The sequence below is a fragment of the Comamonas sp. genome, from assembly GCF_036643215.1.
Taxonomy (GTDB): Bacteria; Pseudomonadota; Gammaproteobacteria; order Burkholderiales; family Burkholderiaceae_C; genus Comamonas.
Genome location: NZ_JAVXSJ010000002.1, coordinates 135,412 through 160,990 on the forward strand (window position 1 = coordinate 135,412; position 25,579 = coordinate 160,990).

Consider the following 25,579-nt stretch of genomic DNA (forward strand, 5'->3'; position numbering starts at 1 on the left):
ATTGTTCTACCGGCAGGTATACATTGGCAAGACATCGGGGCGGGAATCGGCCTAAGGCTATCCCTGAGATGACGCGAAAAGCGCACCACGCCTCGGTTTTCACGAGACACCCAGGAGACAAACCATGGCTGAATCCGAGACCCTCATCCCCTTGCATGAGGCCCTGCGCCGCAATGCGCGCAAGCACCCCGAACGCGTTGCCTATATCTGGTACGGCCAGCACATCAGCTGGCGGCAGGTGGATGAGGCCAGCGATGCCGTGGCAGCGCACCTGCAGCAGCTGGGCGTGCAAAAAGGTGAACCGGTGGCGCTGTTCATGAACAACTGCCCGCAGTACATCGTCGCGCACTACGCTGTGCAGAAAATCGGGGCCATCGTCTGCCCCTGCGGGCCGCTGAACAAAGAGCATGAGCTGGAATACCAGCTCAACGATTTGCGGGCGCGCATCATCATCGCCGCGGATGGCTTGCTGCCCGTGGTCGACAAGGTGCGCAGCACCACGGCGATTGAGCATGTGCTGGCCGTGCGCTATGGCGACTGGCTACCTGCGCAAACCACGCTGCCCCTGCCGCCAGAGTTGCAAGTGCCTGCGCAGGAATTGCCCGCCCATGTGGAATCGTTCTGGGCGGTCATGCACAGCGGCGCAAAGCCCCAGCCTGTCGCCGTCAGCATGGATGACGTGGCGTTAATGACCTATACCTCGGGCACTACCGGCCTGCCCAAGGGCGCAATGCTGAGCTTTGGCGCGGCGGCGTACAAGACCGCCGGTGCATCGACGGTGACGGGTGTGAGCGATCAGGATGTGTTGCTGGCCGTGGCGCCGCTCTATCACATTGCCGGTATGTCCATGGGCGTCAACATGCCCGTGCACTCAGGCGCGCCCTGCGTGCTGCTGCACCGCTTTGATCCACTGGCTGTGGCGCAGGCGCTTGAGCGTTACCGGGTGACCTGGTGGTACAGCATTGCACCCATGAACGTGGCGCTGATGCAGGTGCCCGGCGTCGAGCAGATGGACTTCAATGCGCTGCGCCGCAACACCGTCACCAGCTTTGGCATTACTTATACACAGGCTCTGGCCGAGCAATGGAAGCGCTTTACGCCCAACGCCATCTCAAGCGAAGCGGCTTACGGCCTATCTGAAACGCACACCATGGACACTTTCATGCCCGGCGATGCCATTCGCTGGGGCACCCACGGCAAGCCTGCACCGGGCAATGAAATTCGCGTCATCGACCCCGAAACCAGCGCGCAACTGCCGCCCGGTGAAGTGGGGGAAATCATCATTCGCGGACCGGGCAATTTCAAGGGCTACTGGAACAAGCCCGAAGCCACGGCCAAGACGCTCAAGGACGGCTGGGTCTACACCGGCGACATGGGCAAGTTTGATGAAGACGGCTACCTCACCTTCATCGGCCGCTTCAAGGAAATGATCAAGGTCTCGGGCTACAGCGTCTTTCCAGAAGAGGTGGAAACCATTTTGATCAAGCACCCCGCCATTGCGCAGGCCGCTGTGCTTGGCGTGGCCGATGCGCAGAAGGGCGAAGTGGTGCGTGCCTTCATCGTGCGCAAGCCTGGCCAGAGTCTGGAAGCCGATGCGCTTCTGGCCTGGGCCAAAGAAAATATGGCGACTTACAAGGCTCCGCGTGAGGTGCGTTTTATTGAGGCGCTACCCGCCACAGGCGCGGGAAAAGTGCTGCGCCGCTTGCTGCGCGATATTCCTTGATGTTTCGAGTGAAAAATGCCTCAAGCCCTTGATGGGCATGCGCTAAAAGCTATTAAAACGAGAGTTCTATGTTTGAAAAAGTCCTGATCGCCAACCGCGGTGAAATCGCCTTGCGCATCATCCGCACCTTGCAGGAACTGGGAATGCCCAGCCTCGCGGTCTATGCGCAAGATGATGCGCAGGCTCCCCATGTGCAGGCCGCTGACGCTGCCGTTGCATTGGGCGCCAGCGGCCCATCGGCCTATCTGGATGGCGCACATCTGCTGCAGATAGCGCAGGCGCAGGGCTGCGATGCGCTGCACCCTGGCTACGGTTTTTTGAGCGAAAACGCAGACTTCGCGCTGGCTTGTGCTGCCGCCGGTGTGCGCTTTATCGGCCCCACACCAGAGCAACTGGCATTGCTGGGCGACAAGGCCAGAGCCCGCGCTCTGGCGCAGCAATGCGGCGTGCCTTTGATGCCGGGCAGCACCGAGGCGGTGACGCTTGCACAGGCCCAGCAGTTCTTTGCCCAGCAGCAGGCCGATGGGGCCAGCGGCATCATGATCAAAGCCATTGGCGGTGGCGGCGGGCGCGGTATGCGGGCGGTGAATCAGGCTGCTGATGTGGCCGCCGCCTATGAGCGCTGCCGCAGCGAGGCAAAAGCGGCGTTTGGTGTGGACGGTGTGTATGTAGAACGCCTGATGACGGGCGCACGCCATATCGAGATTCAGCTGCTGGGCGACGGCAGCGAATGGCCTATGGCGCTGGGCGAGCGAGAATGCACGCTGCAGCGCCGCTTTCAAAAGCTGGTGGAGATTGCGCCCAGCCCCAGCCTGCCGCAGCCGCTGCGTGAACGCATCACGCAAGATGCGCTGCGCATGGCGGCGCAGCTGCGCTACGAGAGCCTCGGAACCTTCGAATTTCTGGTCGATCTGCAGTCGCAGACCTTGCCCTATGTGTTCATCGAGGCCAACCCGCGCCTGCAGGTGGAGCACACCATTACCGAAGAGGTCTTTGGTGTCGACTTGGTTCAGGCGCAGATTCGAATTGCTGCGGATGATCACTTTGCTGATCTGGGTCTGAACGTGAATCAGCCACCGCAGCCACGCGGCTACGCCATGCAGTGGCGCATTAATGCCGAAACGCTGGACGCGCAAGGCAACGCCCACCCCGGCAGCGGCCGCATTGCTGAGCTGCACTGGCCGCAAGGGCCGGGCATTCGCATCGACAGCCATGCGCAGCAGGGCGCCAGCCCATCGCCGCATTACGACACCTTGCTGGCCAAGCTCATCGTGCACAGCAATGCCCCGCGCTTTGCGGATGTGCTGCGTCGCTCGCAGCGTGCGCTTGCCGAGTGCCGCATTGCCGGTTTTGACACCAACCTGCCGCTGTTGCAGGCGCTGGCAGAGCGGCCCGAAATGCACAGCCAGTCCGTGCATACGCGCTGGCTGGAAGAAGTCTTGCCGCAGCTGGTAGATGCTTCTGAAAAAATAGCTGCTAGTGTCAATCCTCAAAAGAATTCAGTGCTGAAAGCGGCTGAAGCCCAATCAAATCAAGCGCAAGAAGCTCCTGAAAATGCAGTGCTGGCACCCATGCCTGCCAGAGTCGTGCAATGGGCTGTAGCCGCTGGTGATGTGGTGGCCAAGGGCGCAGAGCTAGGCATTCTGGAAGCCATGAAGATGCAGCATGTGCTGTTTGCACAGACTGCAGGTGTGGTGAAGGAATTGCTGGCAGAGCCCGGCAGCTATGTGGTGCAGGGTCAGGCGCTGCTGGTGCAGGGCGATGCGCAGGGCGATGCCGCCCACGCTGAGGTGCAGCAGCAGGTGCTGGACCCTGATGACATTCGTGCCGACCTGCAGCGCGTGAAAGATCGCCATGCCTTCACGCTGGATGCCGCGCGGCCCGATGCCATGGCCAAGCGCCACGCACAGGGCAGCCGCAGCGCCCGCGAGAATATTGCAGACCTGTGTGATGAAGGCAGTTTTATCGAATACGGCGCGCTGGCCATTGCTGCGCAAACACGCCGCCGCAGCATTGACGATCTGGTCGCCAACACGCCCGCAGACGGCATGGTGACAGGCATTGGTTCCATCAATGGCCAGCAGTTTGGCGAAGAGAAATCGCTAGCCGTTGTCATGTCGTATGACGCTACGGTGCTGGCCGGCACGCAGGGTGCGCGCAATCACGCCAAGACCGATCGCATGCTGGGCATTGCCCTGCAGCAAAAATTGCCCGTAGTGCTGTTTGCCGAAGGCGGCGGTGGCCGCCCTGGCGATACCGATACGCCCGTGGTGGCGGGCCTGCATGTCCACACGTTTGCGGCCTATGCAGCCCTCTCGGGGCAGGTGCCGGTGATTGGCATTACGCATGGCCGCTGCTTTGCGGGTAACGCGGCGCTGCTGGGTTGCAGCGATGTGATTATTGCCACGCGTTCCAGCACCATCGGCATGGGCGGGCCAGCCATGATCGAGGGTGGAGGGCTGGGCGTTTTCAAGCCCGAAGAAGTCGGCCCCAGCAGCGTGCAGCATGCCAATGGCGTGATCGATATTCTGGTGGAAGACGAAGTGCAGGCCGTGGCCGCAGCGCGCCACTATCTGTCATTTTTTCAGGGCCGCAGCAGCGCGCAATGGTCAGCGCCTGATCAGCGCCATTTACGCCATGTGGTGCCCGAAAATCGCTTGCGCGCTTACGACACACGCGCCGCCATGGTTGGGCTGGTGGATGAGGGCAGTCTGCTCATGCTGCGCACCGGCTTTGGCCTGGGCATTCACACCGCCTTGGCGCGTATTGAAGGGCGGCCCGTTGCGTTGATGGCCAACAACCCCGGCCACCTGGGCGGCGCGATTGATGCCGATGCCGCAGACAAGGCCGCGCGCTTTATGCAGCTGTGCAATGCGCATGGCCTTCCCATCATCAGTCTGGTGGATACGCCCGGCTTCATGGTGGGGCCTGAGATTGAAAAGACGGCCCAGGTGCGCCATGTCAGCCGCTTGTTCGTGACGGCTGCCAAGCTGCGCGTGCCCTACTTCAGCGTGGTGCTGCGCAAGGGTTATGGGCTGGGAGCTATGGGCATGACAGCGGGCAGCTTTCATGCGCCTGTCTTCAACGTGGCCTGGCCTACCGGAGAGTTTGGTGCCATGGGGCTGGAAGGTGCGGTGCGACTGGGTTTTCGCAAGGAGCTGGAAGCCATGCCCGAGGGGGCGCAGCGCGATGCACTGTTTCAGAAACTGCTGGCCCAGCAATACGCACACGGCGAGGCCATGCACATGGCTGCCACGCTGGAGATTGATGCCGTCATCGACCCCGCGGACACCCGTCACTGGCTGGTGCGCGCTCTGGCCGGTGCACAGCTGCGTGAGAGCCAAGGGGCGTTTGTGGACACATGGTAAACGCTGAGATTTTCGCTGGCTCAGCGTTTGAGATTGAATATGAAATCAGCTTCTAGCGCTTATGTATAAGGCGCTTGTAGCTCCTGTTTTTGATATTTTCTCTATACAGAAAACCATATTCAGCCTCATGCTAAGCTGAAAGTCTTGCCGAAATTGCCTGACCGCCAAGGTGGCTGTGACGGGCACTTTTGACTGCTACCGCTCTTGCGACTGGAGATATTTCATGCCTGGACTTTTGACCGATGTTGATCCCGATGGCCTGCTCGAGTTTTCGGTGGTCTATACCGACAGAGCGCTCAACCACATGTCCAAGAAATTTGTGGGTGTGATGCGGGATGTGCTGGCCACGCTCAAAGAGGTTTATCACGCCAATACGGCCGTGCTGATCCCCGGCAGCGGCACCTTCGGCATGGAAGCCGTGGCGCGCCAGTTTGCCAATCGTGAGAAGGTGCTCATCGTGCGCAACGGCTGGTTCAGCTATCGCTGGACGCAGATTTTCGACGCCGATGCGGGCCTGGGCGGCGGCTCCGTGGTCTGCAAGGCACGTAAGCAGGGCGAGGGCAGTCAGGATCCCTGGGCACCTTGCCCCGCCGCCGATGTGGCGGAAACTATTCGCGTCGAGCGCCCCAAGGTGGTGTTCGCTCCGCATGTGGAAACCGCCAGCGGCATCATGCTGCCCGATGACTATCTGCGTACCGTGGCGGATGCTGCTCACGAGGTGGGCGCGCTGTTTGTGCTGGACTGTGTGGCCTCGGGTGCCATGTGGGTGGACATGGAAAAGACCGGTGTGGACGTGCTGATCTCGGCACCGCAAAAAGGCTGGAGCAGCTCGCCCTGCTGCGCCATGGTGATGCTGTCCGCGCGTGCCCGCGAAGCGATTGAGCACACGCAAAGCTCCAGCTTCTCTTGCGATCTGAAGAAGTGGATGCTGATTGCCGAGGGCTATGAAAAAGGCCAGCACGCCTATCACACCACCATGCCCACCGATGCCTTGCTGCGCCTGCGCGATGTGATGCTGGAGACGCGTGAATACGGCTTTGCCAAGGTGCGTGAAGAGCAAATCGAGCTGGGCCGCAAGGTGCGCGCGCTGCTGGAATCACGCGGCTTCCCCAGCGTGGCGATGGATGGGTACAAAGCCCCCGGCGTGGTGGTCAGCTACACCACCGACCCCGAAATTCAAAGCAGCCGAGCCTTTCTGACGGTGGGCTTGCAGACGGCTTCTGGCGTGCCGCTGCAGTGCGATGAAGGGCCAGATTTCAAGAGCTTCCGCATCGGCTTGTTCGGGCTGGAAAAGTGGCATGACCCCGATCGCACGGTGGGCCACCTCTCCAAGGCGCTCGATGATATTGGCATTCCCGCCGCCCCGAATTAAGCGCCGCACTGCGGCAATGAAATCTGCAAAGCCCCGCTTCGTACTACAGTCGGGGCTTTGTTGTTACAGCCCATACCTATGAAAAAAGCAGCATCCGCTCTCTGTGTCTTGTTTGCCATGGTTGCTGGCGCAGCCGCTCAGGCTACGCCGGTCACCACCGCCAGCGGCCTGATTTATGACAGCAAGGTCGAGGGCAGCGGCCCCAGCCCCAAGGCAACGGACACCGTCAAGGTGCATTACCGTGGTTACTTTCCCGATACCGGCAAAGAGTTCGACAGCTCCTACGCGCGCCAGCAGCCGATTGAGTTTCCGCTCAGCGGCGTGATCCCCTGCTGGACGGAGGGCGTGCAGAAAATGAAGGTCGGCGGCAAGGCCAAGCTCACCTGCCCACCAGGGATTGCCTACGGTGCCCGAGGCGCAGGCCGCGCCGTGCCGCCCAATGCCACGCTGAACTTTGATGTGGAATTGCTGGGCATTCAGGGCCGCTGATCTGCGGCTTTGAATTCACGGTCTGGCGATGTCCAGCCGTTTGGCCAGCCGCTGCAGATTGGCGCGGTCGATTTGAAGCTCGCGCGCCGCTGCAGCCCAGCTGCCATGATGGCGCGCCAGACTGGCATTGACCAGCTCGCGCTCGTAGGTGGTGACTGCATCGCGCAGACCCACTTCTGGTGCGGGTAGCAATTGAGTGACTGGGGCCTGTGGCGCAGTTGTAGCCACCGTGGCTTCTGGTTGGTCCCAGAGGTCGGCCACCCCCAGGGTCACAATGCGCAGCCTGCTACTGGCGCGGCCAGCGCTGCCATCGTTGCGGCTTAATGCCTTGAGCACGGCGCGGCTGATCAAATGCTCCAGCTCGCGCACATTGCCTGCCCAGCGGTGGTTCAGCAGAGCCGCTTGCGCAGTGGCTTCCAGCCGCAGGCCGCCCAGCTTGAGTCGCGAGCGGTTCTCTTCGAGAAAGTATCCGGCCAGTTGCAGCACATCGCTGTCACGCTCGCGCAGCGGCGGCACGTTGAGCGGGTAGACGTTGAGTCGGTGATAGAAGTCCGCGCGCATGCGCCCGGCGCTGACTTCCGACGCCAGATCGCGGTTGGTGGCCGCAATCACGCGCACATCGACATGGTGCTCCCGGTCCGAGCCCAGGCGCTGCAGCTGCCCGCTTTGCAGCACGCGCAGCAGCTTGGCCTGCACGGGCAGCGAAAGCTCACCCACTTCATCGAGAAACAGCGTGCCCTGATGTGCCTGCTCGAACTTGCCGCTGCGCTCGGTCAGTGCGCCGGTAAAGGCCCCGCGCACATGGCCGAACAGCTCGCTTTCCACCAAGTTGTCGGGCAGGGCCGCGCAGTTGATGCTAATCATGGGCTTGCCCGCGCGCCCTGACTGGGCGTGTACGGCCTGTGCCACCAGTTCTTTGCCGGTGCCGGTTTCCCCGGTGATGAGCACGCTGAGATCGCTGGCTGCGACCAGTGCTATGTCTTTTTGCAGCTGGCGCATGGCAGGGCTTGAGCCCTGCAAGCCGCGTTCAGGCGCTGCAGAGGTGCTTGCGGTATTGCTGGCACCGCGTGCCAGCTGAGACAGCTGGTGCACGCGTTCGGCCGTGGCCACGGTGGCCGCTGCCAGATTGCTGAAGGCCTGCAGCATGGCCAGCGCCGCCGGGTCGGCAAAGCGGCCGGGCTCCAGCGCATCCAGCGTCAGCAGGCCCCAGGGCATGCCGCCTAGCTGCAACACGCAGCCCATGCAGTCGTGTACATGCAGCTCGGTAATCGTCTGGCCTTTGTGGGCGATCAGACCGTCGTAGGGGTCGGGCAGGGGGCTGTCCGGCTCAAAGCGCGTGGCCTGACCGGCGGCCAGCAACTGGGCAAAGCGCGGGTGCTCGGCCAGACGAAAGCGGCGGCCCAGCGTATCGGGCATCAGGCCATCAATCGCCATGGGGTGCAGCCATTCGCCCTCAAGTTTGAGCAGGGCGACGGCATCGGCGGGCAGCAGATTGCGCAGCGCGGCCAGCAGGCGGCGCAGGCGTTCGCGTTCGCTCAGGTCCTGGGCCAGATCGGCAATCAGCGGGCTGACGGCATTGAGGATGTGGGATGTTGTCATAACGACATCAATTGGTGTCAATAAGACTTCTTTTATTTGATGTCATATTGACTCATATTTTTGTAAGCCATTGTTTTGTAATGGTCTTTAAACTGGCATGCAGCTTGCATTGATTCAGTCAAACCTTGCAGCTGGCAAGGACCTCATCAGGAGATTTGCATGCTTACCGAACGTCAACGCGAGATTGTCAAAGCCACCGTACCACTGCTGGAAACCGGCGGCGAGGCGCTGACCACCCATTTCTACCAAATCATGCTGGCCGAGCACCCAGAAGTGCGCCCGCTGTTCAATCAGGCGCACCAGCAAAGCGGTGCCCAGCCGCGCGCGCTGGCGAACAGCGTGCTGATGTACGCCAAGAACATTGACCGTCTGGAAAACCTGGGCAGCCTGCCCGCGCAAATCATCAACAAGCATGTGGCGCTGCAGGTGCAGGCTGAGCATTACCCGGTGGTGGGCGCCTGCCTGCTGCGTGCCATTCGCGAGGTGCTGGGCGCCGAGATTGCGACGGATGAGGTGATTGCCGCCTGGGCTGCCGCCTATCAGCAGCTGGCCGATATTTTGATTGGCGCAGAGCGCGCGGTGTACGAGCAGACTGCAGCGGCCGAAGGTGGCTGGCGCGGTGCGCGCGCCTTCAAGCTGGTGCAAAAACAAGCCGAATCGGCCGAGATTACCTCGTTTTATCTGGAGCCCGTGGATGGCGGTGCGGTCATCACCCACCAGCCCGGCCAGTACATCGGCCTGCACGCGGTGGTGGACGGCGTGGAGCAGCGCCGCAACTACTCGCTGTCGGCGGCCAGCAATGGCAAGAGCTACCGCATCAGCGTCAAGCGCGAGGCGGGCGGCAAGGTCTCCAGCTATCTGCATGACAGCGTTCACGTGGGCGATACGCTGGAGCTGTTCCCTCCCGCAGGCCACTTTACGCTGCAAAGCAATGCCAAGCCGCTGGTGCTGATCAGCGGCGGAGTGGGCATCACGCCCACCCTGCCCATGCTGCAGGCCGCGCTGCCCACGGGCCGCGAAATCACCTTTATCCACTGCGCACGCGATCGCGGTGTGCACGCCTTCCGCGAGAAGATTGATGCGCTGGCAGCGTCCCACAGCCAGCTCACGCGCCGCTATTGCTACGATGCCGCAGTGGCTGGCGACGAGGTGGATGCGCAAGGCCTGCTGAGCACCGAGCAGTTGGGCGAGTGGCTGCCAGAGTCGCGTGATGCAGACGTCTACTTCCTGGGCCCGCGTGGCTTTATGCGCAGCGTCAAGCAATCGCTGAGCACTTTAGGCGTGCCTGATGCGCAGGTGCATTACGAGTTCTTTGGCCCCGCCGAAGCACTGGTCTGATCGGCTGATTGCTCATTAAAAAAGAGCTGCTAGCGCATGGTATTGATGGTTTTCAGTGCATAAAGCATCTGAAACCCATATCAATCGAGCGCAAGCAGCTCTTTTTATTGAGGCGGCGACTTGGCTCATTGCGCTTTGAATTGGGCGATTACCCAATCAGAGACATTGAGCAAGGGCCGCCCCGCAGCGAGGATGTTGCCCCCTCCCGAAGAGAGAGGGGAAAGGCGCGAAAGCGCCTCAGGGGGCTTAGCGGTAGTACGCCTCGACCGTGCCCTTGATCTTGATCAGCAGAGGCTTGCCCTTGCGGTCGATGGCCTTGGCGTGAGGGATCTTGACCCAGCCTTCGCTGACGCAGTATTCCTCCACGTCAAAGCGGTCCTTGCCGTTGAAGCGGATGCCGATGTCGTGCTCGAACACGGCGGCCACATGGTGGGGGCTGCGGGGGTCGATGGACAGGTGGTCAGGCAGTTCTGGGCGGATGGCGTCGGTCATGATTTTTCGAAATTCAGGAAATACAAGGGGGCCATTTTCGGTGTATTTGCAAAAGCCTGCCTTGGACTGACGCAATTGTGTAAGACAGGCGACGACCGCTGATCGGGGCCGCCGGCATAGGCGAGAGCGCCTGACTCGCCTATGCTGGCGTTCATGCTGACCCAAGAACAACGCCTGTCATTGCAACACGCCAAGCGGTTGCCGCTGATTTTGCTGCTGCTGGTGACCGCTGGATTCGTCGCTACGGCGCTGGCTGGCGCACGCTGGGGCATTGCCGGGCAGGCCGTGCCGCTGTGGCTGGTGTGCCTGCGCGCCATCTGCGAGGCCGCCATGGTGGGCGCGCTGGCCGACTGGTTTGCCGTCTCGGCCCTGTTTCGGCGCATACCGCTGCCGCTGGTGGGGCGGCACACGGCCATCATTCCGCGCAACAAAGATCGCATTGGCGAGAACCTGGCCGTGTTTGTGCGCGACAAGTTTTTGGATGCGCCATCGCTGGTAGCGCTGATCGAGCGCCATAACCCTGCACAGGCGCTGGCCGACTGGCTGACGGCACCCGCGAACAATCAGCTATTGGGCAAGCAGGTGGCGCGGCTGGCGCTGGCTGCGCTGGAGCTGGTGCAGGACAAGCAGGTCGAGAAGTTTCTGACCCAGTCGCTCAAGGCCGTGATGGCGCATGTCGATCTGTCGCGCACTGCGGCTTCGCTGCTGTCGGGGCTGACGGCGGGCGGCCGCCATCAGGAGGTACTGGACGATGTGCTGGCCCGCATTAGCCGCGTGCTGCAAAAAGAGCAGACCCATGTGCTGATTGCGCAGACTATCGTGGTCTGGCTCAAGCGCGAGCACCCGATCAAGGAAAAAATGCTGCCCACGGACTGGCTCAGCGACAAGGGCGCGGCCCTGATCGCCAGCGCGCTGGATAGCCTGCTGCAAGATGTGGCGCACAACCCTGACCACCGCCTGCGCGAGGCGTTTGATGGCTCGGTGCAACGGCTGATTGAGGGGCTGCAAAATGATCCGGCCTATGCCGAGCGCGTGGAAAAGCTGCGTAACTATCTGCTGCACGACGAGAAGCTCGCCGCCTACCTGCGCGAGCTGTGGGCGGGCTGGCGCGCCCGTCTTGAGCGTGATCTGGCCGACGAAAACTCAGCCCTTGCGCGGCGTGCCGCCGTGATGGGGCGCTGGCTGGGGCAGGCGCTGGCGCATGACGAGGCGCTGAGAGTCTCGATGAACGAGCGCCTGAAACGCTGGGCGACGACGCTGGCCCCCGATGTGTCGAAGTTCATCGGCCAGCATATTGCAGACACCGTCAAACGCTGGGATGCGGAGCAGCTCTCAGAGCTGATCGAGGCGCATATTGGCAAGGATTTGCAGTACATACGCATCAACGGCACGCTGGTGGGCGGGGCGATTGGACTGCTGCTGTTCCTTTTTTCGCACGCCGGGATTTTGTGGCGCAGCGCGATGCAGTCTTTTGAGTGACTCAGTTTTTGATAGCTGTCAGCGCCTGTTAATTAAGGGTTTAGTGCATTAATGCGCCTGAAACCCAATGAATAAAAGCGCTGAAAGCTATCCATAAAGTATTTTTACTTCTGCTCTTCAGCAGGCTCTGGCGGCAGCAGCTGTTTGCCGATTTGCTGCCAGGCCTTGGCGGCGTCGTTTTGGCCTGCAAACAGGTGGCAGCTGGCGGCGGTCATGGCCAGGCGGCCGTTTTCGGGCTCCAGGTCAAAAGCCAGTTCGCACTGCGCGGCGGCGTTGGCCCACATGACCTGGGCGTTGTTCGAGCCTTCTTTTTGCAGCGCATGGGCTTCGGCCATCCAGGCCTGAGCGAGGCGGAAAGCGGCTTCTGGCTCGTCCATATCGGCCTTGTGCGCCAGATAGAACTCTTTGCCAGCGGCTTGCCACAGGCCGCGGGCCTGCTCGAAGTCTTGCGTGGCAACCTTCTGGGCTTGCTGCACCAGTGCGTTGCCGGCCTGTAGGTGGGCCTGATAGTTGGATGCGTCTTGATCTTGGGACATGGCCGGTATTGTCCCCGGCAATGAATTCCCGCAGGCTGGCTCAGCTTGTCGTGGGCAGGTGCAGGCCTATGCGGGTGAGGCCATCGCCAGACTCTGCAAACGCCTGCCCCCCGTGCATGCGCGCAATGGCAGACACAATCGCCAGCCCCAGCCCATGGTTGCGGTCGGCCTGGCTTCGGGCGCTGTCTGAGCGGTAGAAGCGGTCAAACAACCGGGGCAGGTGCTCGGCGGCAATGGCCTGCCCTTGGTTCTGCACGGCCAGAGTCACCGTGGCTGCATCGGGGCTGGTGATCTGTACGTCGATACAGCTGCCAGGCGTGGCGTAGCGGGTGGCATTGCCCAGCAGGTTCGATAGCGCGCGGCGCAGCAGGCGGGCATCGACCTGGGCCTGCGCATCGCCTAGAACGCGCACTTGCAGGCCAGCCTCCTGCAAGGCAGCCTCGTGGTATTCCACCACCTCGGCGGCCAGACTGGCGAGGCTGGCGACTTGAATGCGGTGCGCGCTTTCGCCTCTATCGGCATGGGAGAGAAACAGCATGTCCGCCACGATGCCTGCCATGCGCTGCAGGTCTTCGAGGTTGGAGGCCAGAATGTCGCGCAGCTCCTCGGCATCGCGCGGCTTGCGCAGAGCCAGCTCGCAGCTGCTGATCAGTGTGGTCAGCGGGGTGTTGAGTTCATGGGCCACATCGGCGTTAAAGGCCTCCATCTGCCGGTAGGCTACGGCCAGTCGCTCCAGCAGGGCGTTGAACTGGGCAATCAGTGGGCGCAGCTCCTGCGGCTGATTGCTGTCGTCCAGCCGTTTTTGCCAGTCGCGGCTCAGGTCTTGTGCGCCCAGCTGCCGGGTTTGCTCGACCAGCGAATGCAGCGGTGCCAACCCGCGCCGCACCAGCCAGGCGCTGGTGAGGGACACCAGTAGCGAGCTGCTCACGGCGGCCAGACCCAGAATCCAGGCCAGCTGGCGCAGCAAAGCATCGTCGGGGCGGCGGTCCAGCAGCAGCAAGACCTGCAGGGTTTGAGGCGTCTGATTGGCAGCGCTGGCTGGCAGCTCAACGCTAAAGCTGCGTCGTGTGCTGTGGCGATCGTCCAGTGGTCGATTCAGCTTTTCAAAAAACAGCTGGTTGTCCTGCTGGGTGACGCGTATGGACATGTCCTCATGTCCGGTCAGAAAGTCGGACAGCATGTGCTGCATGGCGCTGGCGGAGTGGCTGTCCCGGCCTTGCTGGAGCAGATGCGTCACTGTCGCCTGTTTCTGTTCCAGACTTTCCTGCTGGCGCAGCGTCAATGCCAGCAGACTGCCCCAGTACACGGCGACGCAGACCAGACCCAGGCCCAGCATGGTTTGCAGAGCCAGAGAGCGGGACAGGCGTTTTCCAAGGTGAGGAATGGTGTGGGATGTCACGGTGTGATCTTTGTCCAATGGCTGAAATCTGGCGCTGCTATGCTCTGGCCCAATTTTTCTGATCTGCCAGGAGCTTTCATGAGTCTGCATAACCCGAAGATGGCCGCTTATCGTTTTCTTGCCGAAATGTATGGCGACCCCTATTTCCCGAATGAATTGGTGAAAAAGGGCGAAGACATTCTGATGGAGTTGTGCCAGCAGATTGAGCAGCAAAACCCTGCCAGCCTGGAGCAGCTCTATGCGCTGACCCATGCCGCGACCGAGCGTTTCAACGATCTGCAGGAGGAATTTGGCGAGCAAGGCAGTGAAATCGAAACCGCTGCGCGCGATTGCATAGGCACGGATTTCAAAGCCATTGCCCATGCTTATGGCTTTGACGGCGCCGATGTCGAAGAGCTGATTGCACCGCGCGACTGGTAAGTGCTGGCTCAGGGCGTCAGGCGTAGCTCCAGCACATAGCCCATGCCGCGCACTGTGTGCAGCAGGGGTAGTGCAAACGGTGCATCAAGCTTGAGGCGCAGGCGGCGTACGGCGACTTCGACCACATTGGTTTCGCTGTCAAAGTTCATGTCCCAGACCTGCGATGCCAGCTCGGTGCGCGACAGCACCTCGCCCTGTCTGCGCAGCAGCAGGCTCAGCAGGTTGAATTCTTTGGCCGTCAGCTCCAGCCGCTGACCAGCGCGGGTGGCGCGGTGGCGCAGCAGGTCTAGCTCCAGATCGGCCATGCGCAGCACCGTGGCTTCTGGCGTGGCTTGCGTCTGCAGACCCCGGCGCAGCAGCACATGGATGCGGGCCACCAATTCAGAGAAGGCAAAGGGCTTGACCAGATAGTCGTCGGCGCCGCCCTGCAGGCCTTTGACGCGATCTTCCACCTGTGCGCGGGCCGTGAGCATGAGCACGGGCGTCTGCCGTGACTGGCGCAGTGCAGCCAGCACGGCTAGGCCGTCGATGCCGGGCAGCATGCCATCCAGAATGATGAGGTCATAGGGCTGCTCGGTCGCCAGGTGCAGGCCGTCAATGCCGTTGTGGACGGTATCGACCACAAAGCCTTCCTCGCTCAGCCCTTTTTGCAGGTACTCGGCGAGCTTGGTTTCGTCCTCGATGACTAGAAGCTTCATGACGCAGATTGTCGAGCAAGTCGGCAAGTTATGAAGATGACAAATTTGTCATCTTCAGGTCAGAGCCCTGTCGGGACTGAGCGGCTAGATTCGCTCAGCCTGCAAAGGTCTGCCAACGGGAGGGCAGGCTTGCAGGCGGAGCATCACCATGACATTCATTACCAAGGCAGCCGCAGTGCTGCTGGGCGGCGGGCTGAGCCTGCTGGCGACCTGTGGCTGGGCGCAGCAGGCCGCAGCCACGGCACCAGCCATTGCGGCCACGCCGGCCCCCATGAGCTTGCAGGCCGCACTGGCGCTGGCCATGGAGCACAACCCCAGTCTGCGCGCCGCCGCGCAGGCCGTGGCGGCCAGCGAAGGCGCGGTCATTCAAAGCCGGGCGCGGCCAAACCCAGAGCTGGCCTACTCGCAGGAAGACACGCGGCGCGAAACCCGCTCCATGACGCTGCAGTGGAACCAGCCTATAGAAATCGGCGGAAAGCGTGCCGCCCGCATGAAGGCTGCCGAGCATGGCCGCGAGCTGGTGCAGGCTGAACTGGATGCCGCCCGCGCCGGTCTGCGTGCCGATGTGCGCGCCGCCTTTGCCAAGGTGCTGGCCGGGCAGCAGCGCGTGCAGCTGCATGAAAAAACGCTGGAGATTGCCAGCAACGCCCGCGATGCTGCCGCCAAGCGTGTGCAGGCCGGCAAGATTGCGCCGCTGGAAGAAACCAAGGCCCGTGTGGCCGAGAGCAGCGCCCAGCTGGCGCTGGCGCAAGCCCAGTCCGGCCTGCGTGTGGCACGCCAGCAACTGGCACTGCTGTGGGGAGCGCAGCCCGCATCTATGGGCCGCGCCGTGGGCGAGCTGGGTGATTTGCCTGCCTTGCCAGATAGCAGTGCCATGCTAGAAAAACTGGAGCATTCACCGCAGATGCTGCGCGCGCAGCAAGCCGTTTTGCAGGCGAAGTCTGTGGCCGAGCTGGAGCGCGCCAAGCGGCTGCCTGATCCCAGTGTGAGTCTGGGCATGAAGCGTGCCCAGGAAGTGGGGCGCAATCAGCTGGTGGTCGGTATCTCGGTGCCGCTGCCGATTCTGGACAGCAACCGCGGCAACCAGCTGCAGGCGCTGCGCCTTGCGGACAAGACTGAAGACGAGTTGCTGGCCACGCGCCAGCAGCTGAACGCGCAGCTGCAACAGCAACTGGAGCTGCTGCAAACCAGCCGTGCACAGGCGCTTCAACTGGCGCAGCAGGTGTTGCCAGCGGCAGAGTCTGCCTACGAGGTCTCTGCCAAGGGCTTTGCGCTGGGCAAATTCAGCTATCTGGAAGTGCTGGATGCGCAGCGCACGCTGGCCGATGCGCGCAGCCTGTATCTGGAGCAATTGGTTGCCACCCATCAGGCGGCTGCCGACATCACCCGTCAGCTGGGCGATGTGCCCGGTCTTGAATAAATAGTCATCCCCATGAACGCACAACCCACCACATCGCGCCGCACGGCGATTGCCATTGCCGCCATTCTGGCGCTGGGCGCGGCAGCCGCTTTTTTCATTGTTCGCGGCACAGAACCTGCCGCAGCAGGCACCGACAGCCACTCTCATGCAGGCGAAAAAAAGTCGTCAGATGCGCACTCGCATGGCAAAGAAGAGGCACATGCTCACGGCAAAGAAGAAGCGCATGGCGAGCAGGATGAAAAGCATGACCATAGTCATGAAAAGCCCGCAGCAAAAGCTGAGCACGACCACGATCATGACCACGCCAAAGAAGGTGGAGAAGAGCATGAAGAAGGTGTGCTTAAGCTCGATGCCGCTCGTGCCAAGGTGGCTGGTGTAACGCTGGCCCAAGCAGGTGCTGCCAGCATCGGCAGCACGCTGCAATTGCCCGGTGAAATTCGCTTCAACGAAGACAAGACAGCTCACGTTGTGCCGCGCGTGGCGGGTGTGGCCGAGAGCGTGGCCGCCAATCTAGGGCAGGTGGTGAAAAAGGGGCAGTTGCTGGCCATCTTGACCAGCCCTGCCGTTTCTGAGCAGCGCAGCGAGTTGATGGCTTCGCAAAAACGGCTGGGTCTGGCACGCACCACCTATCAGCGTGAAAAGCAGCTGTGGCAGGAAAAAATATCGGCCGAGCAAGACTATCTGCAGGCCCAGCAGGCACTGCGTGAAGCCGAAATTGCCGCGGCCAACGCCCAGCAAAAACTGGCTGCGATTGGCGCTGGTGTGGCATCTGGCGGTGCGCTGAACCGCTTTGAGCTGCGTGCGCCGTTTGATGGCGTGGTGGTGGAAAAGCATTTGTCCGTGGGCGAAGCCGTGCAGGACAGTACGGCGGTGTTCACCATCTCTGACTTGCGCTCCGTCTGGGCCGAGATGAAGGTGGCTGCATCTGACTTGCCGTTTGTGCGCGTGGGCGAAAAGGCCACGGTGCATGCCACGGCCTTTGAATCCAAGGGCACGGGTACGGTGGCCTATGTGGGTGCGTTGATTGGGCAGGAAACACGCACGGCCCCCGCGCGCATCACGCTGGATAACCCAGACGGCATCTGGCGTCCGGGTCTGTTTGTGAATGTGGACTTGACAGCATCCAGCCAGAAGGCGGCGGTGACGGTGAACAGCGCGGCCATTCAGAAAATTGAGGGCGAAAAAACCGTGGTGTTCGTGCCGGTGCAAGGCGGCTTCAAGGCGCAAAGCGTGAAGCTGGGCAAGGCCGACAGCCAGAACACCGAGGTGCTGCAGGGCCTGAGCACAGGCCAGAGCTATGTGGTGGGTGGCAGCTTTGTGCTGAAGTCTGAACTGGGCAAAGCCAGTGCTGAACACGTTCATTGATAGGGTGATTCTTCATGTTTGAACGCATCATCCGTTTCGCTATTGCCCAGCGCTGGCTGGTCATGCTGGCCACCATCTCACTGATCGGCCTTGGCATCTACAACTACCAGCGCCTGCCCATTGATGCCGTGCCTGACATCACCAATGTGCAGGTGCAGATCAATACCTCGTCGCCCGGCTATTCGCCGCTGGAGACCGAGCAGCGTGTCACCTTCCCTATCGAGACCGCCATGGCGGGCCTGCCGCACTTGGAGCAGACGCGATCGCTGTCGCGCTATGGCTTGTCGCAGATCACCGTGGTCTTCAAGGATGGCACCGACATCTATTTTGCGCGCCAGCTGGTCAACGAGCGTTTGCAGCAGGCGCGTGATGCCTTGCCTGCGGGAGTGGCCCCGGCGCTGGGACCAATTTCTACCGGTCTGGGTGAGATTTATCTGTGGACGGTGGAGGCCGATGACGGCGCCAAAAAGCCCGATGGATCGCCCTACACCCCCATGGATTTGCGCGAGATTCAGGACTGGGTCATCAAGCCCCAGCTGCGCAATGTGGCGGGGGTGACCGAGATCAACTCCATTGGCGGTTTTGCCAAGGAGTATCTGGTCGCACCGCAGCCGCAAAAGCTGGCGGCCTATGGCTTTACGCTGGCCGATATCGTCACGGCGCTGGAGCGCAACAACGCCAACGTGGGTGCAGGCTATATCGAGCGCCAGGGCGAGCAGTACCTGATTCGCGCACCGGGCCAGGTGCGTGGCATGGCCGATATTCGCGAGGTGATTGTGGGCACGGCTCAGGGCCAGCCCATTCGCGTGCGCGACCTGGCGGATGTGGAACTGGGGCGCGAGCTGCGCACCGGCGCTGCGACGGATAACGGGCGCGAGGTGGTGCTGGGCACCGTCTTCATGCTGATTGGCGAGAACAGTCGTGCCGTGTCGCAGGCCGTGGATGCGCGCATGCAGGAGATCAATAAAAGCCTGCCACCCGGCGTGAAGGCGGTGACGGTGTACGACCGTACGCATCTGGTGGACAAAGCCATTGCCACGGTGAAAAAGAACCTGATCGAAGGTGCCGCGCTGGTGGTGGTCGTGCTGTTCTTGTTCCTCGGGAATTTGCGTGCGGCGCTGATTACGGCGCTGATTATTCCGCTGTCCATGCTGTTCACCTTCACGGGCATGGTGCAGATGCGCGTCAGCGCCAATCTGATGAGCCTGGGCGCGCTGGACTTCGGCATCATCATTGATGGTGCGGTGGTGATTGTGGAGAGCTGCGTGCGGCGTCTGGCGCACGCGCAGCAGGCGGCGGGCCGCTCGCTCACGCGCAGCGAGCGCTTTGAAGAAGTGTTTGCCGCCGCCAAAGAATCGCGTCGCCCATTGTTGTTTGGGCAACTCATCATCATGGTGGTGTACCTGCCTATTTTTGCGTTAACGGGCGTCGAAGGAAAGATGTTCCACCCGATGGCGCTGACGGTGGTGATTGCGCTGCTGGGTGCCATGCTGCTGTCCATCACCTTTATCCCCGCAGCGATTGCACTGTTCATGGGCGACAAGGTTGCAGAGAAAGAAAATCGCCTTATGGTCTGGGCACGCAGTGCTTATGCGCCGGTGCTGGACAAGGTCATGCACGCACCTGCCGTGGTGCTGACGGCGGCAGCTGTGGTTGTCGCATTGAGCTTGTTGCTGGCGACGCGCATGGGGAGCGAATTTGCGCCCAATCTGAACGAGGGCGACTTTGCCGTGCAGGCGCTGCGCATACCGGGCACCAGCCTCACGCAGTCGGTAGAGATGCAGATGCAACTGGAGCGCACGCTGAAAAAAGAGTTCCCCGAGATTGAGCGTGTGTTTGCGCGCACCGGCACGGCCGAGATTGCGTCTGACCCCATGCCGCCCAATATCTCGGATGGCTACATCATGCTCAAGCCCCGCGATCAATGGCCCGACCCGGCGCGCACGCGTGATGATCTGCTGGCTGCTGTGCAAGAAACGGTGGAGCAGATTCCGGGCAGCAACTACGAGTTTTCTCAGCCGATTCAGCTGCGCTTCAATGAGCTGATTTCGGGTGTGCGCAGCGATGTGGCCGTCAAGATTTTTGGCGACGACATGCAGCAGCTGGAAAAGTCCGCGCAAAGCGTGGCCGCCATGCTGCAGAAGATTCCTGGCGCATCTGAAGTGAAGGTGGAGCAGACCACGGGCCTGCCCATGCTCACGGTACAGATCGACCGCGAAAAAGCATCGCGCTACGGCCTGAATATGGGCGATGTGCAGGACGCCATCAGCACCGGCCTGGGTGGGCGTGAGGCGGGGACTGTGTTTGAGGGCGACCGCCGCTTTGCCATTCAGGTGCGCCTGCCCGAGGCGGTGCGCAGCGATATGGACGGCATTGGCCGCCTGCCGATTGCGCTGCCGCGCGGTGGCGATGGGCGACTGGGCTTTGTGCCGCTGTCTTCCATTGCCACGGTAGAGCTGGCCCCCGGCCCCAATCAGGTCAGTCGCGAGGATGGCAAGCGCCGCATCGTCGTCAGTGCCAATGTGCGCGGGCGTGATATCGGCTCGTTTGTGGCACAGGCCCAGCAAGAGCTGCAAGGCATTGTGCTGCCCGCCGGTTACTGGACACGCTGGGGCGGCACCTTCGAGAACCTCGAATCTGCCCGCCAGCGCCTGCTGATCGTGGTGCCCGTGGCGCTGGCGCTGGTTTTCACGCTGCTGTTCGCCATGTTCGGCAATGTGCGCGATGGTCTTATCGTCTTTACCGGCATTCCGTTTGCATTGACGGGCGGTATCGCCGCGCTGTGGCTGCGGGGCATTCCGCTGTCGATTTCGGCTGCCATTGGCTTTATCGCGCTGTGCGGTGTGGCCGTTCTCAACGGGCTGGTGATGATCTCGTACATCCGCTCTCTGCGTGAGCAGGGCATGGGTGTGGAGCAGGCCGTGACCGAAGGCGCTTTGACCCGACTGCGCCCGGTGCTGATGACGGCGCTGGTCGCATCGCTGGGCTTTGTGCCAATGGCAATTGCCACAGGTACTGGGGCCGAGGTGCAAAGGCCGTTGGCCACGGTGGTGATTGGGGGCATTATTTCGTCCACCATTCTGACGCTGCTGGTGCTGCCGCTGCTGTATCGACTGGTTTATGGCGACAAGTTGCCAAAAGCCGGTGCATCAACAATTTTGAGAGAAGAGTGAGCACTTAACATACGGGTTTTGAGAGAGCCTCGTCATGCATCCATCCTCCGCCCCCACCGATCTGCAAGCCAGCATCATTGAATCCTTGCAGAGCGCCAAGCCCACGCTGTGGGCCGGGCGGGGCGCGAAGGAGCAATCCACCCACGACATCAGCCCGCAGCAAGTGCAGCAGGCCGTGCAGCGCTTTGAGCGTTTTGCACCCCTGTTGATGAAGCTGTTCCCTGAGTTGACCGCCTCCGCTGGCCGTATCGAGTCGCCCTTGCTGCAAGTGCCGCAGATGCAGCAGGCGCTGCAATTGCCGCAAGAGGTGGGTCAGCTCTGGCTCAAGGCCGATCACAGCTTGCCGGTGGCGGGTTCTGTCAAGGCGCGTGGCGGTGTGCATGAGGTGCTGGAATACGCCGAAAACATCGCCCTGCAGCATGGCCTGCTGGCCGATGGCGACTACCTGCAACTCGCCTCTGATGCCGCGCGCTCCGTGTTTGCCCAATACCAGGTGGCGGTGGGTTCTACCGGCAATCTGGGTTTGTCGATTGGTGTCATGGCTTCGGCGCTGGGCTTCAAGGCAGCGGTACATATGTCTGCTGACGCCAAGGAGTGGAAAAAGCAGCGCCTGCGCGCCCGTGGCGTGCAGGTGGTGGAGCACACGGGTGACTACGCCATGGCCGTGGCCGCTGGCCGCGCGCTGGCCGAGCAAGACCCGCATTGCCACTTTGTAGATGATGAACATTCGCTGTCGCTACTGCTGGGCTATGCCGCCGCTGCTCCGCATCTGGTAGCGCAGATCGCAGAAAGCAAGCGCGTTGTAGACGAAGAACACCCTTTGTTTGTCTATATCCCCTGCGGTGTTGGCGGTGCGCCAGGCGGCGTGGCGCTGGGTCTGCAGCAAGCCTTTGGTCCGCATGTGCACTGCTTTTTTGCCGAACCCGTGCAGTCGCCTTGCTTCATCGTCGAGATGCTGGCTGGCGCGGCAGCGCTGCCGCAGTTAGAGGCACATCCCTCGGTGTATGAACTGGGCCTGAACAACCAGACAGAGGCCGATGGTCTGGCTGTGCCGCGCGCATCTGAGCTGGCGGCGGATGTGGTGCGCGGCTTTCTGGGCGGCGTATTGACGGTGGAAGATGAAACCCTGTTTCGTCACCTCTACCTGCTGAAGAACAGCGAAGGCCTGAACATCGAACCATCGGCTGCCGCAGGCTTCAGCGGCCCGCGTGAGCTGCTGGAAAGCGCTGCCGGGCAGGACTATCTGCAGCGCCAGAACCTGCTGGCGTATCTGCCCAATGCCACGCATATCGTCTGGACCACAGGCGGTCTGTTTGTGCCCGATGAGGAATACGCCAAATTTTTGCAGCGCGGCGCAGCGCTGATGTCTGCATGAGCGTTAACAACCACGGCCTGCCGTCTCGCGTACCGGCGATTGCAGAAATTGGTCGCCTGCTGGGCGACCCTGCCGTGGCCGATGCCGACAAGTACGCAGCCCTGCAATTGCTGGTGCAAGACCACGCCGATCTGGATGAGGTGGAAGCGCAGTCTGCGCTCTGGGCTATTGCACAAATGGGGGGGCACGAACAGGCCGAACAAGCCCGAGAGGCTTTGCTGATCTGCGCGCCGCAGTGGCTGCAAATGCGTGATGCAGCTCTGCCGTTCATGGACTGCTATCAGGCTTTGTTTGGCCTGCAAAAGGCCGATGAAGCCAGTGCCGTTTTTGCACAGCTGGAAATACTGGCCTTGCAGGATGCCGAGCTGTCAGAGCGACTGGCGCAGTTGCGTTGAAGGCTTAGAACCTCGGTAGATCGGGGTGGGCAATCTGCCCGCCGCGCACCAGCATTTTTCCGTATTCGGCGCAGCGGTTGAGCGTGGGAATCACCTTGCCGGGGTTGAGCAGGGCTTGCGGGTCAAACGCGGCCTTGAGGGCGAACATCTGGGCGTTTTCAGCCGTGGTGAACTGGGTGCACATGCTGTTGAGCTTTTCCACGCCCACGCCATGCTCGCCCGTCACCGTGCCGCCCATGGCCACGCTGGTTTCCAGAATATCGGCACCAAACAGCTCGCAGCGGTGCAGCTCGTCGGGGTTGTTGGCATCGAACAGAATCAGCGGGTGCAGATTGCCGTCTCCTGCGTGAAAGACGTTGGCGCAGCGCAGCTGGTATTTCTTTTCCATCTCCTGAATGGCCAGCAGAATGTCGGCCAGACGCTTGCGCGGAATGGTCGAATCCATGCACATGTAATCAGGGCTGATGCGGCCGCTGGCGGGGAAGGCGTTCTTGCGCCCGCTCCAGAAGCGCAGGCGCTCTTCTTCGCTTTCGCTCACGGTGATGGCCGTGGCACCGGCGCTGCGCAGCACCTCGCTCATGCGGGCGATCTCTTCTTCTACTTCTTCGGGCGTGCCGTCGGATTCGCACAAGAGAATCGCCTCCGCCGTCAGGTCGTAACCGGCGCGCACAAAGTCCTCCACGGCGGCAGTCATAGGCTTGTCCATCATCTCCAGCCCTGCGGGGATGATGCCGGCGGCAATCACGGCGGCCACGGCCGCGCCGGCTTTGCGCACATCGTCAAAGCTGGCCATGATGCAGCGCGCCAGCTGGGGCTTGGGGATGAGCTTGACGGTGACTTCGGTGACCACGGCCAGCATGCCTTCGCTGCCGATCATGATGGCCAGCAAGTCCATGCCCGGCGTATCCAGCGCGTCTGAGCCGAACTCGACCGGCTCGCCTTCAATGGTGAAGCCTTTGACTTTGAGTACGTTGTGCACCGTCAGCCCGTATTTCAGGCAGTGCACGCCGCCGGAGTTTTCAGCCACGTTGCCGCCAATCGTGCAGGCAATCTGGCTGCTGGGATCGGGTGCGTAATACAGGCCGTAGGGCGCTGCGGCTTCGCTGATGGCGAGGTTGCGCACGCCGCATTGCACCAGCGCCTTACGGCTATAGGCATCGACGCTCAGAATTTTGTTGAACTTGGCCAGCGACAGCGTCACGCCCATGGGGTGGGGCATGGCACCGCCCGACAGACCCGTGCCCGCACCGCGCGCAATGACGGGCGCACCAACGGCGTGGCAGGCCTTGAGCACGGCCTGCACCTGTGCATAAGTCTCGGGCAGGCAGACCAGCAGTGGGCGCTGGCGGTAGGCGGTCAGGCCATCGCACTCATAGGGCGTGGTGTCTTCGCTCTGGTAGAGCAGGGAATGTGCTGGCACATGCGGGCGCAGAGCGGCCAGCACCTCGGCCTGGCGTCTGGCGCGCTCAGACAGTTCTGGCTGGCGGTGCGCGGCGTTGGCGGCATCGCTGGAGGTGGCGACAAGATCGGTGAAGGTGCTGGCGGGCGTCATGCCTGCAAATGTAGGGGATGAGCCCGCACAGCGGTGTGAGCTTTATTGCAAAGCTGATTGAAATGCGCTGTGCATAAGGCTGATGGTTACTATTGAAATGATAGCTATCAGCGCTTGATCGATAAGCGCTGAAGGCCTTTTATTCTCTGAATTGACCGCCGGAGTCAATCATGGTCAGTCCCACATAGCTGGAGCCTGTGCGTGGTGCGGCAAAGCGCAGGCTCATGGCACCGTAGCGAATTTCACCCATGGCATCGAGTGCGGCAGTCAGCGCTGCTCGATTGGCGGTAGGGCTGGCTTTGCGCAGACCATCAAGCAGGGTTCGGGTGTTGAGAAAAACCTCCAGCCCCAGATAAGACGCAGGCGGCATGCCGCTGTGGCTGACGAGTTGCTGGTAATCCTTGACGGCAGGCACCGCGCCCTTCCACGGGCTGGGCACCAGCGTGGTGAAGGCAATGCCCCGTGTGTACGGCCCCAGCCCTTGCACCACGGCGCGGTTGGCCTGTGCAGCCAGGTTGTAGAACGGGGCGGTGATGTGGGCCTGCCTTGCCATTGTGATGAGGCCGATGGTGGCGGGGGTGCCAGCCAGCACGATGACGCCTTGCAGATCGGGCTGGGTGGCCAGTTGCTTGGCCAGGTCTGGGGTATTGGCGCCTGATGGCTCCACAGCCAGGGTGGTGATTGGTTTCAAGCCCTTGGCGGTGAAGGCGGTCATTGCGATCTGCAGGCCGTCTTTGCCAAAGCCATCATTTTGATAAACGATGACAACACGTTGCAGACCAAGGGTCTGCATTTGCTGCAGCATGGCGGAGATTTCAGCCTGCGTGGTAGCACGCAACGGGTAGGCGTGGCGGCCCGGTTGCTGGCGCATAGTGCCTGCACCGGCAATCACGCCGACCAGCGGGGTCTGGCCCTGCTGCACTTCGGGCTGCATGGCGGCGCAGCTGGCTGTGCCCCAGCAGTTGAGCAGGGCGGTTGCGCCCTCCTGAATCAGTTGGCGCGCATTGCTGGCGGCGCGCTGCGGTTCATAGCCATCGTCCAGCACCTTGAGGGTTAGTTGCCGCCCGCTCAGGCCACCTTGTTTGTTGAGTGCATCGACCTGGGCTTGCATGATAGCCAGCCCTTCCTTGCCGGCCTCAGCCTGTGCTCCGGAGAGAGGCAGGCTGGCGCCGATGGTGATGCTGCTTTCCTGTGCGTGCAGCGACAGGGTGGTTGTGGCGGCGGCCAGAAGCCAGGCGCTGCGAAATAGGGATTGCATATCTCTCCTCCTCGTTGTTATCAGCCCATGGTGGTTGGGTGGCAACAGGTGAGGGAGAGGGCAACTGTGGCTATGTCGGCTGGGGGCGACGTTATGCTGTTTTGACCCGCGTATGGCTTGGTCATTTG

At 61.7% G+C, this 25,579-nt stretch carries 19 protein-coding genes; 12 read left to right on the plus strand and 7 right to left on the minus strand.

What is annotated here, in order from left to right; genetic code table 11:
* The first annotated feature begins 124 nt into the window (after positions 1 to 124).
* The 4 genes from RSF91_RS02475 to RSF91_RS02490 all read left to right on the plus strand — a co-directional run bounded on the left by RSF91_RS02475 (position 125) and on the right by RSF91_RS02490 (position 6,952).
* Complete coding sequence (locus tag RSF91_RS02475; protein WP_332566917.1) at positions 125 to 1,723, plus strand: AMP-binding protein; 1,599 nt, start codon at positions 125 to 127, stop codon at positions 1,721 to 1,723.
* A 68-nt stretch (positions 1,724 to 1,791) separates the two neighbouring features.
* A complete protein-coding gene (locus RSF91_RS02480; RefSeq protein ID WP_332566918.1) occupies positions 1,792 to 5,091 on the plus strand; it encodes an acetyl-CoA carboxylase family protein in 3,300 nt (1,099 codons plus the stop codon).
* 223 nt (positions 5,092 to 5,314) lie between these two features.
* Positions 5,315 to 6,463, plus strand: coding sequence for an aminotransferase class V-fold PLP-dependent enzyme (locus RSF91_RS02485; RefSeq protein ID WP_332566919.1), 1,149 nt, complete (start codon positions 5,315 to 5,317; stop codon positions 6,461 to 6,463).
* A 78-nt stretch (positions 6,464 to 6,541) separates the two neighbouring features.
* A complete protein-coding gene (locus RSF91_RS02490; protein WP_099735479.1) occupies positions 6,542 to 6,952 on the plus strand; it encodes an FKBP-type peptidyl-prolyl cis-trans isomerase in 411 nt (136 codons plus the stop codon).
* A 15-nt stretch (positions 6,953 to 6,967) separates the two neighbouring features.
* Here RSF91_RS02490 and norR read toward each other — a convergent pair whose 3' ends face one another.
* Positions 6,968 to 8,551, minus strand: a complete 1,584-nt coding sequence (gene norR / locus RSF91_RS02495) for a nitric oxide reductase transcriptional regulator NorR (RefSeq protein ID WP_332566920.1) — start codon at positions 8,549 to 8,551, stop codon at positions 6,968 to 6,970.
* A gap of 159 nt (positions 8,552 to 8,710) precedes the next feature.
* Here norR and hmpA point away from each other — a divergent pair, with 159 nt between their 5' ends.
* The gene (gene hmpA / locus RSF91_RS02500; protein WP_332566921.1) at positions 8,711 to 9,889 is read left to right on the plus strand and encodes an NO-inducible flavohemoprotein; all 1,179 of its coding nucleotides are present in this window, start codon (positions 8,711 to 8,713) and stop codon (positions 9,887 to 9,889) included.
* 246 nt (positions 9,890 to 10,135) lie between these two features.
* Here hmpA and RSF91_RS02505 read toward each other — a convergent pair whose 3' ends face one another.
* Entirely contained in the window at positions 10,136 to 10,381 is a 246-nt protein-coding gene (locus RSF91_RS02505; RefSeq protein ID WP_332566922.1) for a DUF3297 family protein, read from the minus strand.
* A 153-nt stretch (positions 10,382 to 10,534) separates the two neighbouring features.
* Between RSF91_RS02505 and RSF91_RS02510 the strand changes: the two genes are divergently transcribed.
* Positions 10,535 to 11,860 carry a DUF445 domain-containing protein gene (locus RSF91_RS02510; RefSeq protein WP_332566923.1) on the plus strand — a complete coding sequence of 442 codons (1,326 nt, stop codon included), beginning with the start codon at positions 10,535 to 10,537 and terminating at the stop codon, positions 11,858 to 11,860.
* Between the two features lie 104 nt (positions 11,861 to 11,964).
* Here RSF91_RS02510 and RSF91_RS02515 read toward each other — a convergent pair whose 3' ends face one another.
* Complete coding sequence (locus RSF91_RS02515; RefSeq protein WP_332566924.1) at positions 11,965 to 12,396, minus strand: hypothetical protein; 432 nt, start codon at positions 12,394 to 12,396, stop codon at positions 11,965 to 11,967.
* 40 nt (positions 12,397 to 12,436) lie between these two features.
* Entirely contained in the window at positions 12,437 to 13,795 is a 1,359-nt protein-coding gene (locus tag RSF91_RS02520; RefSeq protein ID WP_442878787.1) for a heavy metal sensor histidine kinase, read from the minus strand.
* 78 nt (positions 13,796 to 13,873) lie between these two features.
* Between RSF91_RS02520 and RSF91_RS02525 the strand changes: the two genes are divergently transcribed.
* A complete protein-coding gene (locus RSF91_RS02525) occupies positions 13,874 to 14,215 on the plus strand; it encodes a DUF5713 family protein (protein ID WP_332566926.1) in 342 nt (113 codons plus the stop codon).
* An 8-nt stretch (positions 14,216 to 14,223) separates the two neighbouring features.
* Here RSF91_RS02525 and RSF91_RS02530 read toward each other — a convergent pair whose 3' ends face one another.
* Entirely contained in the window at positions 14,224 to 14,913 is a 690-nt protein-coding gene (locus tag RSF91_RS02530) for a heavy metal response regulator transcription factor (RefSeq protein WP_332566927.1), read from the minus strand.
* 148 nt (positions 14,914 to 15,061) lie between these two features.
* On the opposite strand from RSF91_RS02530, the gene RSF91_RS02535 reads away from it, so the two are divergent.
* Genes RSF91_RS02535 through RSF91_RS02555 form a run of 5 tightly spaced genes read left to right on the plus strand, consistent with a single transcriptional unit; the run spans position 15,062 to position 22,641 of the window.
* Entirely contained in the window at positions 15,062 to 16,333 is a 1,272-nt protein-coding gene (locus RSF91_RS02535; protein ID WP_332566928.1) for a TolC family protein, read from the plus strand.
* A 12-nt stretch (positions 16,334 to 16,345) separates the two neighbouring features.
* A complete protein-coding gene (locus RSF91_RS02540) occupies positions 16,346 to 17,698 on the plus strand; it encodes an efflux RND transporter periplasmic adaptor subunit (RefSeq protein ID WP_332566929.1) in 1,353 nt (450 codons plus the stop codon).
* Positions 17,699 to 17,712: 14 nt separating this feature from the next.
* Positions 17,713 to 20,871, plus strand: coding sequence for an efflux RND transporter permease subunit (locus RSF91_RS02545; protein WP_332566930.1), 3,159 nt, complete (start codon positions 17,713 to 17,715; stop codon positions 20,869 to 20,871).
* A 34-nt stretch (positions 20,872 to 20,905) separates the two neighbouring features.
* Positions 20,906 to 22,246, plus strand: coding sequence for a D-serine ammonia-lyase (locus RSF91_RS02550; RefSeq protein WP_332566931.1), 1,341 nt, complete (start codon positions 20,906 to 20,908; stop codon positions 22,244 to 22,246).
* Positions 22,243 to 22,641, plus strand: a complete 399-nt coding sequence (locus tag RSF91_RS02555) for a hypothetical protein (protein ID WP_332566932.1) — start codon at positions 22,243 to 22,245, stop codon at positions 22,639 to 22,641. The genes RSF91_RS02550 and RSF91_RS02555 overlap by 4 nt, the downstream gene beginning before the upstream one ends.
* A 4-nt stretch (positions 22,642 to 22,645) precedes the next feature.
* On the opposite strand, the gene RSF91_RS02560 is transcribed toward RSF91_RS02555, so the two are convergent.
* Positions 22,646 to 24,193, minus strand: a complete 1,548-nt coding sequence (locus tag RSF91_RS02560; RefSeq protein WP_332566933.1) for an FAD-linked oxidase C-terminal domain-containing protein — start codon at positions 24,191 to 24,193, stop codon at positions 22,646 to 22,648.
* 139 nt (positions 24,194 to 24,332) lie between these two features.
* Positions 24,333 to 25,451 (minus strand): ABC transporter substrate-binding protein, encoded by a 1,119-nt coding sequence (locus tag RSF91_RS02565; RefSeq protein WP_332566934.1) that lies wholly within the window; start codon positions 25,449 to 25,451, stop codon positions 24,333 to 24,335.
* Positions 25,452 to 25,579: the final 128 nt, after the last annotated feature.